Here is a 10,947-nt window from a genome sequence, read left to right on the forward strand (position 1 = left end):
AATTGCATGAGCGCGACTGCGCCGACATTTGACACGTCGGGCAACACAGGAGCAGGATGTCATCATGGCGCGAATGTCGATGGGCTCAGGACCGCGCCCCGACCTCCGTCATTGCGAGCGCAGCGAAGCAATCCAGACTGCCGCCGCGGAGAGATTCTGGATTGCTTCGCTGCGCTCGCAATGACGATGTGGCAACGGCGGACAATACAACACCACCTCGATCGCAGAGCATGAGAAGGCGGGTTAGCCCTCAGCCTTCTCATCCGGCGGTAGCCGCGAGAAGCGGAAATTGCAGTGGCTCGCGCCGCCTGCCAATGTTTGTGTGCGCTCCAGGCGGATTCCGCGCGCTGCGTAGGCGACGAAATCGAGGCCGCAGATGTTCGGCAGGATGTCCTTGTCCCCGTGGCGCGCTGCGAGCTTGCAGAAGCCGCAGGCCTTGTAGTTGATGCCGAATTCGAAGCGGTCTTGCGGACCCGGCTCTACGAAATCGTAGACGAAGTCTTCCGGAAACTCTTCCTGATGAGCTTTTGTAACGCTCGTTGCCGCCTGCTCGCGCAGCAAGGCCTGGTTCTCCGGCGACATGAATTGCCGCCCTGAGGCGAGACGCTCCGCTTCTGATACGGTCTGCAATTGCGCCTTGTAGGTGTCTCGCTCGATCTCGCCAATCACAGGCACCGGCACGCCGTGTCGTCGCAGCACCCGGCTGATGGCCATAAAGCCCATGAGACGCATGAAGAAATCGCTCATGCGGCTTGCCGCGCCGCCGACATAGGGCATTTGGGTGAGGACAATCTCGAATTCGTCCATCACCTCCCGCCTGATCCCGTCGATGTCGGTGAGATGCGTGCGCTCGCGCAGCATCGCTTCGGCAAGGTCAAGCCGCTCGCGCGTGGCGGTCTCCATTGCGTTCCGATGCGTCTGGTAGAAGGGATGGATGTTCTCAGCCATTGGACACCTGACGGCTCATTGCAAGGTCGGCGAAGCCGGGTTCATTCCGCGGCGATCGCCTCGATCTCCAGCAGCCATTTGCTGTCGACGGTCTCGACGACCACGACCGTCAGCGCGGGCTGGTGGTCCCCGAGCACCTTGCGGCGAATGGTGCGGTTGGTCACGACTTGAGTCCGGTCAGTCAGGAACGTGGTGACCTTGACCAGATGCTCGACGCCAAGGCCCGCGGCGGCGAGCACCTCGATCACGTTGCGCCAGGCCTGCGCGCATTGCGCCTCGAAACCTTCGGGCACGGCGCCGTCGGTTTTCTCGGGCACCTGACCACTGATGAACAACAGGCGACGATGCTGCGTCAATTCAAGTCCCATGCTGTAACCGCCGGCGGGAGGATGGACCGTTGCGGGATTGTGGTTGACGATGTGAGCCATGTCAGTTTGCCTCCTGTTCGACGAACTCGAGCGCCAGACCATGCGCGGTGGCGGGTGGCACCAACAGCACGGCACCGGTCATCGCAAAGCCGACGCCGTTGTGTTCCAGCGTTCGCCTTGTCGCATCCAGATCAGCGACCGCCAGACGCGCCGCGCAAAAGCGCGGCGAAGCGCTGTTCGCGAGGCCCGGTAACCGGCGCGCCAGTTCGGACGGGTCAAGCAAGGTGATATGATTGCCGCGCTCACCGATCGTCAGCCGCCCGGGCGCAAGCTCGGTCGTGCCTTCCGTGAGGCGCTCGAGGAAATCGCGATGCGCGGCCGGCTCCGCCGCCGACATCACCACCTCGACCACGCGGAGGGCGCCGTTGGGATGACGCTGATACTGCGCCTTCCAGAACAGTTCCGGCGGGTGACGCTGCTGGCAGGTGAAGAACGCGAGCCCGGGCATGGCGGGATCGGTGGCAAAGGCCAGCGAAAACGCGACGCGCGCCGTGCCGCCGCCCGGGACCACCGCGTCGCGGCCGAAATCGAACGGCGCATAATCGCCGATGCGGTCGGCTCTGAAACGCGCGGCATCGGCATGGGCGTCGGTGCTGTGCAAGACCAGCATCGACATTCCCTCGGCGGTCGCAAGAAAATCGCGGTTGTGGGCCGCAAAGCTGAAATGGCCCGGCGTGGCTGGCGGCACCAACGCATCGTCGGTGACGGCCAGCAACTCCAGAAAATTGTCGGCGAACTGCGCAAGGCGATTGCTGGTTCCGAACGGGTGCACACCGGTCGGCGTGAGGTTGAAGCCAAGCCGCTGCCAATCCAGCGCGGCCTGTTCCAGATCGCGGACGCAAATGACGAGATGATCGATTCGGCGCGGCATGGGGGTTCTCCGGATTGCGGGCTGACCGTATCCGGCGACATCACTGCTTCGCAAAGCATTGTTGCTGCGGTTCAGCGCAAGAAAATCTATTGCAAGGCCAGGGACCATCGGTGTCAAACTGCAGTGCGATGACCTACGCCCTTCCCCCGCTCAACGCGCTCCGCGCTTTTGAGGCCGCCGCCCGGCATCTCAGCTTCAAGCTGGCCGCGCACGAGCTGCACGTGACACCTGCCGCCGTGGGACAGCAGGTGAAGGCGCTGGAAGCACGCCTCGGCGTGCAGCTGTTCGAGCGGCTGCATAAGCAGCTCATTCTCACCGCGGCCGGTCAGGCCTATCTGCCCGGGGTCTCCGAAGGCTTTCGCCACATTGCGGAGGCGACCTCGCAATTGAAGCCGGCGGGCGCGGTGCTGCTGCAGTTGGGGGTCCATGGCAGCTTCGACATGCGCCGGCTCGAATTGGCGGAGTTTCGCAGCGCGCATGCGGAGATCGGTTTGCGGGTGCTCCAGCCGGCCGGCCTGCACGAATTGGTCGAGGGCAAGGTCGACCTGCTGATCGCCCGCGGTCTAGGCCACCATCCGGGCTATCGCTGCGACCGGGTCAATGAGGGATCAGGCCCCGGTGATTGGCTGATCGCGCCTGAAGGCACCGCGGATTGCCCCGAGATCGTCAGTTTTCGCGCGTGGCTGCGCGCCCTGCCAGCCGAGAACCCGCTCGCAAACCGCCGCCCTCGTCTGGTCGGCATCAGCGGAAGTTGAGGCGACCGTGAGGCATGGCTTGAGCCCTCGCCGCCAGGACGTTTGAGACGTCGGGCAAAACACCGGCACAAGTCCATCAAGGCGCTGGTCCCGTAGAGACCACCGGGCTCACGGCAGCGGTTCGACCTTCGCCGCCATATCGGGAACGCGTGTGATCTTGTACGTGGCGTTGCTGCATTTAAGAACCCAAACGTCGCGATCAGGTCGAGACGACTTCGTGTTCTTCTTTGCGCCGAGTGGCTTTTCGCAGGTGAAGCCTTGCGTGCGAATCTGGGCCGCAAGCATTCCCTGAACCGTTTCGGCCGGAATTTGCTGCGCCCGCACTTGCGGAGCAAATAGAATAAAAACGAAGGCAAGTAGTAATGATCCAGATGCTCTGTGCATGATTTCAACCCTTGAAGCAGCCGCCCCGCAAGTTCGAACGTCGCACTATAGCAGAAACGCCGGTGTTGTCCGCGCCGGGTCGACCGCGCCGTAGCGCGCTAGCTGCACTCATTGTCAGGACAACGAGCGCGGATTGCGCAATCCAATCTACGTGGCGGTCGCCGCCGTCATTTTCGGCCAGGCGCTCCTGTTCGGCGATTGGGGGCTGTTCGCCTACGGCGCAGTCGTCTGGCTCGCCTTCCACCTTTTTGTCGTGGGCTACGAAGAGCCGACGCTAAAAAGGTCATTCGGCGCGGAATACGAAGCATTCTGCATCAATGTGCCGTGTTGGATCCCGCGCCGAACTGCGTGGCGAGGCGGTCGGTAGCTGCCGTAGCGCATAACCGCGGCGCTGATTTTTGATGAGCTTCTCGAAGGCTCCTCAACAAAGCTTGTCTGCAATTGGGCCCATCAGCGAAGTGGCGGCACGCCTCATTGAGGTCCGATCAATAGGGCATAGCGAACTGAATTTGCTCAGGTTGAGTTTTTCGCAGTTTGACCCAGAGCGGTCATCAGCCGCCGTATTCGGGCGAAGTTGATATAGATCAACCTTGATGATGTGCATAGTCGATACCGCAAAATGTTGCTTGCAGTCTCTTCGGTAGGAATGAGCCGCAAAGGATAGTCAGTCGTTCAATCATTGACACATAAGGAGACGCGCAAATGAGGAAGCTTGCTTCGGTAGGACTGATCGCCGCGGCCATGTTCGCTAGTCCGGCCATGGCCGCGTGGTACGACCAAAACGGCGCAGCCGTCCATCCGTCCCGCGTCGTTCACTGCATCCGGGCGCCAGACGTTGGCAGTTTTGCCGGAGCGCCGTTCAACAGGCCTCCCTGCGAACCGGCAAGCTGGCGTAGGTCGGCGTGGCGCGACAAAAGCGGTGCAGTCGTCCCTACCTCCAACGTCGTTCACTGTGTCCGGGCTCCAGACGTTGGCAGTTATGCCGGAGGTCCGTTCAATAGGCCTCCCTGCGAACCGGCAACCTGGCGCTGAGGCTCCAGGTAACACAAAAAAGCTACGGCGTCCGCGACGCGGTTCCGAGATGCGAACGGACGATATATCGAACGTCGGTTGTTGGCCCTTAACGGACCTATGGGCGCTGTAGTGGATTTGTCTGCTGCTGACCCAGCTGAGACATCGGCGCGGGGCCTCTGTCCCGCGCTTTGTGTTCAGGACCACGGCGGCTCTTCGCTCTTCCCGACCGCCTCGTGGTGGGTCGTGACACCCGCCGAACGCAAGCCGGTCAGCAATACGGTTCTCACGGAGGCCGGATCGAATCCAATATCCTTGGCGTTTGGTGGATGTGCTTCGCTGCCCTTCAACCGGAGCGCCAAGTGCAATTGCTCGCAAAGGTGCCGAACGACGAGATTGACCTGATCGTCAGTCATGATCTGCCTTTCCTGCTACATTTTGCTACCCAACCATGTAGCACACATGAAAACGGGCCGGTACGCGATTGGACCGCGCCAAGGATCAACCCCACGCGATGGCTCATGGGTGGGCCCCAAAATCGTCCGCCTGTCAGGGCAGACCGGACGTGACTAGCGGGCCGCTGGAGCGACGCTTTTGACCGCGACGGACGCGCCTTCCATCCCTAGGGATGCCCGCCCTCGGTCGAAGCCAATTGCGTCTGCCCCGCAATCTCGTCAGCCCGCCAGCACCTCACCTCATGTCCATCGGCGCGCGTTTCCAGCACCGGACCGGGCTCGTGGCGACACACGTCCTCCGCGTACCGGCAACGCGGGCTGAAGGCGCATCCGTTCGGCGGATTGAGCGGATTGGGCAGATCGCCCCCTGTCGTCGCCAACGGTGCATGGTGCAGCGGATCGGGGATGGCCGCGATCAGGGCTTGCGTGTAGGGGTGCGCCGGGCGCTCAAAAATTTCGCGCCAGTGGCCGTTCTCGACGATGCGGCCGAGATACATCACGGCGACCCGGTCGCTCATGTGCTCGACGACGCCGAGGTCGTGGCTGATCATGATGTAGGAAAGACCGAGCGTGTCCTTCAATTCCAGCAGCAAATTGATGATCTGGGCGCGGATCGAGACGTCGAGCGCCGACACGGGCTCGTCGCAGATGACGATCCTGGGATTGAGGATCAGGGCGCGCGCAATGCCGATGCGCTGGCGCTGGCCGCCGGAGAATTCATGCGGATAGCGGTCGGCTTGTTCCGGCCGCAGGCCGACATGCCGCAGCATCGTCGCAACACGGTCCTCGATCTCGCTTTTTGCGGTCACGCCATGCACACGCAGGGGATCTTCCAGCGTGCGGCGCACGGTCTGGCGTGGGTTGAGCGAGGCGTAGGGATCCTGAAAGACGATCTGCACGGTCCGGGCAAGCGACTTTCGGTCACCGGATTGCCTGTTCGTCACCACCTGCCCGTCCAGCACGATGCGGCCGCGCGTCGGCGTCAGGAGCCCCAGGATAGACAATGCGACCGTCGACTTGCCCGAGCCGGACTCGCCGACAAGGCCGAGGCATTCGCCTCGTCTCAGCCTGAGATCGACGCCGTCGACGGCACGGAGCACCCGCCGGCCGCGGCCGAGCCAGCCGCCCCCCAACGGAAAATGAACCGCGAGATCCTCGACGCTGAGAATGAGGTCGTCGTCCGGCCTCGCCTCCCCCTGCATGGCTTGCGGCTCATGCATGGTGGTAACACCGGACGAAACCGCCAGCCTCCAGCAAATCCGTCTGCGGCGCAACCGTGCGGCAGATCTCGGTGGCCTGCGTACAGCGCGGATTGAACCGGCAGCCATCCGGGAAATTCGTGATGGCTGGAACCACGCCCGCGATCTCCTTGAGCCTGGTGCGGCCAAGCGCGGCCCGACTGCCCAGCCGCGGCAGCGAGGCGACCAGGCCCTGCGTATAGGGATGCGAAGGCGCCCGGAAGATATCGGCCGAACCGCGCTCCTCGACGATGCGGCCGGCATACATGACGGCGACACGGCGGCAGACATTGGCGACGAGGCCGAGATCGTGGCTGATCATCAGGATCGCCGTCCCCCTCTCGGCGCACAGATTGCGCATCAGCTCGATGATTTCGGCCTGTACGGTCACGTCGAGCGCGGTGGTTGGCTCGTCGGCGATCAGGAGGTCCGGACCGCATGCGAGCGCGATGGCGATCATGACGCGCTGGCGCATGCCGCCGGACAGCTGGTGCGGGTAATCGTTGACGCGCCGCTCCGGTGCGGGGACGCGAACGCTCGCCAGCGCCTCGACCGCGAGCTGGTTGGCGTCCCGCCAGCTCTTGCCCTTGTGCAGCACGAACATCTCGGCGATCTGCCGTCCCACCGGCGAGACCGGGTTCAGCGCCGTCATCGGCTCCTGGAAGATCATGGCGATGCGATTGCCGCGCAGATCCCGCTGTTTGGCCGCCGAAAGGTGCTGGATCTCCCGTCCCTCAAACCGGATGACGCCGCCGCCGATCGACAACGGCTGCCGCAACAGGCCGATCAAGGCGAGCGCCGTGATGCTCTTGCCGCAGCCGGATTCGCCGACCAGCCCGAATGTCTCGCCTCGATCGATGCGGAACGAAATGCCCTCGGCCGCCGCGACGCGCCTCACTCCGTCGTCGAGATCGATGCGCAAATCCTCGACTTCGATCAGCGGCACGCCCGTCATGTCCGCCGGCTCCGCGACTGGGGATCGAGAATGTCGCGCAGGCCGTCGCCGAGCAGGTTCAGGCCGAGCACCGTCAGGAAGATGGCAAGGCCCGGAAACACGGAGAGCCACGGCGCCGTCGTGATCTGCTCGCGAGCATCCGACAACATGCTGCCCCAGCTCGGAAAGGGTGGGCGGACGCCGAGGCCGAGGAACGACAAGGCGGCTTCGGACAGGACCGCGCTGCCCATGCCGAGCGTGCCGATGACGACGATCGGCCCTAGCATGTTCGGCAAGAGCTGCGTGACCATGATCCGCAGATCGCCGTAGCCGAGCACGGTCGCCGCCTGCACATAGCCCTGGCTCCTCAGCGACAGCGCCGAGGCCCGTGCGATCCGGCAGGTAAAGGACCAGTTGGTCAGGCCGAGCGCGATCAGCAGGCTCGTGAGGCCGGGGCCAAGCACCGCCATGATGGCGAGCGCGAAGATCAGCGAGGGGATCGCGAGCATCAGATTGGTCAGGCCGTTGACGAAATCGTCCCACCAGCCGCCCCAATAGCCCGCGCTCAAGCCGAGCGCGACGCCGATGACGCTGTTGATGAGCTGCGAGACGATGCCGACGGTCAGCGAGACGCGGGCGCCGTAGACGACGCGGGAATAGATGTCGCGGCCCTGGTCGTCGGTGCCGAACCACCAGGTCCAGCTCGGAGGCTCCTCCGCGTTCATGAGGTTGGCGTCCATGACGGGATCGGTGTGCGCCAGCCAGGGCGCGAGCAGGCCGACCAGGATCGCGAGCGCGAACAGCGCGCCGCCGATGATGAGATTGGCGCGGAGCTTCATGCGTATCTGATCCTGGGATCGATCACGCCGTAGAGCACGTCGATCAGCAGATTGATCGCGAGAAAGGCCAGCACCACCACGAGAATGGAGCCCTGGACGGCCGGAATGTCGCGCTGGAGCACACTGTCGACGAGCAGCGAACCGATGCCCGGCCAGGAGAACAGTTTCTCGACCACGACCGCCTGCCCCATCAACCCGCCGAACTGAAGGCCGACGGTGGTGAGAATGATGACGAGCGCATTGCGCATCACATGCCACTTCACCACACGCGTCTCGCTCATGCCCTTCGAGCGCGCGGTGCGGACGAAATCAGCGGTCATGATCTCGAGGACCGCGGCGCGCGTCGTGCGGGCAAACAGCGCCATCGGCGAGACGCCGAGCGTCACAGCCGGCAGCAGCAGATATTTCAGCCCTCCATCGCCATAGCCGAAGCTCGGCAGCCAGCCGAGCTTCAACGCAAACAGATACATCAGCACCAGCCCGAGCCAGAATTTGGCAATGGAAAGGCCCGACACCGCCAGAACCATGGCGAGCGTATCGACGATGCCCCCGGGTTTCAGCGCTGCAATGAAACCAAGGGGAACACCGATCAGGATCGCAAACGTCATGGCCGCGAAGATGAGCTGCAGCGTCGGCCATGCCCGTTTGGCGATCATGGCCGTGACAGGCTCGCGGGTCCGGAACGAGGTGCCGAAATCACCGGTCGCGAGCTTGGCGATGTAGGCGCCGAAACGCCAATAGAGGGGATCGTCGAGGCCGAGCTGCTTCTTCATGCGCAGCTCGATCTGGGGATCGCTGTCGTCGCTCATGGACGAGACGATGCTGCCGGGAACGACGCTGAACAGCACGAACACCAGCAGCACGACGGCGAGCACGGTCGGAATGGTTTGCAGGAGACGGCGGAGCAGGAACGAGAGCATCCAGGCTTTTCCTCTCTCCCTCCATCGCTCATCGCGATGGAGAGAGCGCGAGAGCGCGTGTCACTTCGCGGGCGAGGTCTCGTCGACCCAGAGGTCTTCGACGTTCTGATGGGTCAGCTCCGTCGCATTGAGCTGAACGCCCTTGAGCCACGGCTGCACCGCCATGACCGCCTTGTTGTAGTTGAAGAACCAGACCGGCGCTTCCTCATAGAGCAGCGCATTGGCCTTTTGCAGCAGCTCGGTGCGCTTTGCGGGATCGTCGGCCTGCCCTGCCGCATCGATCAGCTTGTCGAAGTCGGCATTCCTGTAGTTCATGTAGTTGCAGGCCGGCTGCGGCGTCGAGGAGTGGAAGCATTTGAGCGCGGCTTGGGGATCCGGGCCAGTCGCCTGGGAATAGATGAAGGCCTGGTAGTCGCCGCTGCGCACCACCTCGGCCAGCACCGCGGTCTCGACCTGCTTGACCTTCGCCTTGATGCCGACCTTGTCCAGCATCGGGATGACGGCCGAGACGATCGGCAGGCCCCAGCTCTCGTTCTGGCTGGTGGTCCATTCGAATTCGAAGCCGGAGGGATAGCCGGCCTCCGCGAGCAGCTGCTTGGCCTTGGCGGGATCGTAAGCGTAAGGCTTCATCGCCTTGTCGTAGGCGGGCGAGGTCAGCGGCAGCCAGCTGGTGGCGCGATAGGCTTTGCCCTTGACCAGCTTGCTGATGATCAGGTCGGTATCGATCGCGTAATTGATCGCCTGCCGGACGCGCTTGTCGGTGAACGGCTTGAACGAGGGATTCATGCCCATATAGCGCGTGAAGACCTCGGCGACCTCGACGATGGTGCCCTTGAGGTCGGCGTCGGACTGATAGGCGACGTATTGCGCGGGTCCCAGCACCGAGGTGTCGATCTCCTTGTTGCGGAAGGCGACATCGCGCGCCGCGGCCTCGGCCATGATCGACACGATGACCTTGTCGGCGTAGGGCTTGCCGGGCTTGTAGAAGCGGTTCCACCGCTCCAGGACGATGCGCGATCCCGGCACGTGCTCGACGAATTTGAAGGGACCGAGACCGATCGGCTTCTGGATGAAGCTCTCCTTGGCGGCCTCGTCGGCGGGATAGATCGAGGTCAGCGCCGTGAAGAAGTAGAATCCCGGATCGACTTTCTCGGTCAGCTTCATCTCGAGGGTGAAGTCGTCGATCTTCTTCAGGCCGGAGATCTCCTTGGCCTGGCCCTTCTCCACCGCGGCCGCGCCCTCGATGACGCGGACAAAGCGCGCGCCGGGATAGGCCTTGGTGCCGTCCATGATGCGGTTGTAGGACCAGATCACGTCGTCCGCCGTCATCTTGCGGCCGTTGTGGAAATAGGCGTCGTCGCGCAGCTTGAAGGTGTGAACGAGACCGCCGCCCGAGACCACGTCCTCCTTGGCGAGCTCCAGAACCGGCTTGCCCTCCGCGGAATTCCAGATGTAGAGCGACCGGTGCAGCGCCTTGGCGTAGATCTCGTCCTGGGCGCGCTGTGTGGTGTGAATGTCGAGGCTCGTGAAACTCGAACCGTAGGGCGCCGTCATGCGGATGGTTCCGCCCTTGCGCGGCGCCTGGGCCTCCGCCGAGGTGGCGAGCGCCAGCCCCAAACCAGCAACGATCGCGATCATCCTGAACATCATGTGTCCCCCAACAACGCAGGTATTCCGATCAGGGATTTGATCATTCGTAGCCCGTCGAACGCAAGCTTCGTTTTGATGGCGACGGGTTCCGAATGCGGCGCTCGCGAGACCCTCGGAGGCCAGGTTGCGTCGCAAGCGGTGCAAGCCGCCGATTGCGGTGCATCATGAACGACCAGAACCAGTGAACATTTTTCGTGATCAACGCGACCAAGCTCAGGATCGTTATCTGAGCTCCAGGGATCGCGGAAAAAATGAATCGCCGAGCGCTAGGTATCTTGCTCGCGGGCGGACTGCTCGCCGCCACGGCCGTGCTGGTAAGCCCGGTCGCGGCCAGCCTCGGCCGGTACAGCGAGGCGGACAGCATCCGGTTCAGCTGGAGTCGCACGACCGGCGTGAACGACTATCTCCCCGTGGGTCGGTCAAAATCCCCCGGGTATGGTCACTTGAAACTCCCCCACCTGATGATCGCCGTCAGCGCCGCTGAACAGCAGTAGCCGGTCAGGCAGGACGTTTA

General features: G+C 63.3%; 12 protein-coding genes. 2 read left to right on the forward strand and 10 right to left on the reverse strand.

Going from position 1 to position 10,947, the window contains the following annotated elements:
• Window positions 1-243: 243 nt before the first annotated feature.
• Genes QJT78_RS36200 through QJT78_RS36210 form a run of 3 tightly spaced genes read right to left on the reverse strand, consistent with a single transcriptional unit; the run spans window position 244 to window position 2,355 of the window.
• Window positions 244-948 carry an L-2-amino-thiazoline-4-carboxylic acid hydrolase gene (locus QJT78_RS36200; protein ID WP_028149078.1) on the reverse strand — a complete coding sequence of 235 codons (705 nt, stop codon included), beginning with the start codon at window positions 946-948 and terminating at the stop codon, window positions 244-246.
• A 41-nt stretch (window positions 949-989) separates the two neighbouring features.
• Window positions 990-1,376, reverse strand: coding sequence for a RidA family protein (locus QJT78_RS36205; protein ID WP_038944717.1), 387 nt, complete (start codon window positions 1,374-1,376; stop codon window positions 990-992).
• 1 nt (window position 1,377) lies between these two features.
• The gene (locus QJT78_RS36210; protein ID WP_249169843.1) at window positions 1,378-2,355 is read right to left on the reverse strand and encodes a VOC family protein; all 978 of its coding nucleotides are present in this window, start codon (window positions 2,353-2,355) and stop codon (window positions 1,378-1,380) included.
• A 20-nt stretch (window positions 2,356-2,375) separates the two neighbouring features.
• On the opposite strand from QJT78_RS36210, the gene QJT78_RS36215 reads away from it, so the two are divergent.
• Window positions 2,376-3,002, forward strand: a complete 627-nt coding sequence (locus tag QJT78_RS36215) for a LysR family transcriptional regulator (protein ID WP_028149075.1) — start codon at window positions 2,376-2,378, stop codon at window positions 3,000-3,002.
• A gap of 108 nt (window positions 3,003-3,110) precedes the next feature.
• Here QJT78_RS36215 and QJT78_RS36220 read toward each other — a convergent pair whose 3' ends face one another.
• Window positions 3,111-3,386 (reverse strand): hypothetical protein, encoded by a 276-nt coding sequence (locus tag QJT78_RS36220; protein WP_028149074.1) that lies wholly within the window; start codon window positions 3,384-3,386, stop codon window positions 3,111-3,113.
• 133 nt (window positions 3,387-3,519) lie between these two features.
• On the opposite strand from QJT78_RS36220, the gene QJT78_RS36225 reads away from it, so the two are divergent.
• Window positions 3,520-3,753: a methyltransferase gene (locus QJT78_RS36225; RefSeq protein WP_080586927.1), complete on the forward strand. Its 234-nt coding sequence runs from the start codon at window positions 3,520-3,522 to the stop codon at window positions 3,751-3,753.
• 841 nt (window positions 3,754-4,594) lie between these two features.
• Here the strand turns inward: QJT78_RS36225 and QJT78_RS36235 are convergent.
• From QJT78_RS36235 to QJT78_RS36260, 6 genes are all read right to left on the reverse strand, one after another.
• Window positions 4,595-4,813: a hypothetical protein gene (locus tag QJT78_RS36235; protein ID WP_028149073.1), complete on the reverse strand. Its 219-nt coding sequence runs from the start codon at window positions 4,811-4,813 to the stop codon at window positions 4,595-4,597.
• 206 nt (window positions 4,814-5,019) lie between these two features.
• Window positions 5,020-6,072 (reverse strand): oligopeptide/dipeptide ABC transporter ATP-binding protein, encoded by a 1,053-nt coding sequence (locus QJT78_RS36240; protein WP_028149072.1) that lies wholly within the window; start codon window positions 6,070-6,072, stop codon window positions 5,020-5,022.
• Window positions 6,065-7,045 carry an ABC transporter ATP-binding protein gene (locus QJT78_RS36245; protein WP_028149071.1) on the reverse strand — a complete coding sequence of 327 codons (981 nt, stop codon included), beginning with the start codon at window positions 7,043-7,045 and terminating at the stop codon, window positions 6,065-6,067. Before QJT78_RS36245 ends, QJT78_RS36240 begins: the two co-directional genes overlap by 8 nt.
• A complete protein-coding gene (locus QJT78_RS36250; protein ID WP_028149070.1) occupies window positions 7,042-7,863 on the reverse strand; it encodes an ABC transporter permease in 822 nt (273 codons plus the stop codon). The genes QJT78_RS36245 and QJT78_RS36250 overlap by 4 nt, the downstream gene beginning before the upstream one ends.
• Window positions 7,860-8,783: an ABC transporter permease gene (locus QJT78_RS36255; protein WP_028149069.1), complete on the reverse strand. Its 924-nt coding sequence runs from the start codon at window positions 8,781-8,783 to the stop codon at window positions 7,860-7,862. Before QJT78_RS36255 ends, QJT78_RS36250 begins: the two co-directional genes overlap by 4 nt.
• A gap of 60 nt (window positions 8,784-8,843) precedes the next feature.
• The gene (locus QJT78_RS36260) at window positions 8,844-10,433 is read right to left on the reverse strand and encodes an ABC transporter substrate-binding protein (RefSeq protein WP_028149068.1); all 1,590 of its coding nucleotides are present in this window, start codon (window positions 10,431-10,433) and stop codon (window positions 8,844-8,846) included.
• Between the last annotated feature and the right edge of the window lie 514 nt (window positions 10,434-10,947).

The sequence above is a fragment of the Bradyrhizobium sp. Mp27 genome, from assembly GCF_029953005.1.
Taxonomy (GTDB): Bacteria; Pseudomonadota; Alphaproteobacteria; order Rhizobiales; family Xanthobacteraceae; genus Bradyrhizobium; species Bradyrhizobium barranii.

Bases quoted from the DNA above. Each gene is read 5' to 3' on its own strand.
- QJT78_RS36200 (WP_028149078.1), bottom strand. From the start codon at position 948: ATGGCTGAGAACATCCATCCCTTCTACCAGACGCATCGGAACGCAATG.
- QJT78_RS36205 (WP_038944717.1), bottom strand. From the start codon at position 1,376: ATGGCTCACATCGTCAACCACAATCCCGCAACGGTCCATCCTCCCGCC.
- QJT78_RS36210 (WP_249169843.1), bottom strand. From the start codon at position 2,355: ATGGTCCCTGGCCTTGCAATAGATTTTCTTGCGCTGAACCGCAGCAAC.
- QJT78_RS36215 (WP_028149075.1), top strand. From the start codon at position 2,376: ATGACCTACGCCCTTCCCCCGCTCAACGCGCTCCGCGCTTTTGAGGCC.
- QJT78_RS36220 (WP_028149074.1), bottom strand. From the start codon at position 3,386: ATGCACAGAGCATCTGGATCATTACTACTTGCCTTCGTTTTTATTCTA.
- QJT78_RS36235 (WP_028149073.1), bottom strand. From the start codon at position 4,813: ATGACTGACGATCAGGTCAATCTCGTCGTTCGGCACCTTTGCGAGCAA.
- QJT78_RS36240 (WP_028149072.1), bottom strand. From the start codon at position 6,072: ATGCATGAGCCGCAAGCCATGCAGGGGGAGGCGAGGCCGGACGACGAC.
- QJT78_RS36245 (WP_028149071.1), bottom strand. From the start codon at position 7,045: ATGACGGGCGTGCCGCTGATCGAAGTCGAGGATTTGCGCATCGATCTC.
- QJT78_RS36250 (WP_028149070.1), bottom strand. From the start codon at position 7,863: ATGAAGCTCCGCGCCAATCTCATCATCGGCGGCGCGCTGTTCGCGCTC.
- QJT78_RS36255 (WP_028149069.1), bottom strand. From the start codon at position 8,783: ATGCTCTCGTTCCTGCTCCGCCGTCTCCTGCAAACCATTCCGACCGTG.
- QJT78_RS36260 (WP_028149068.1), bottom strand. From the start codon at position 10,433: ATGATGTTCAGGATGATCGCGATCGTTGCTGGTTTGGGGCTGGCGCTC.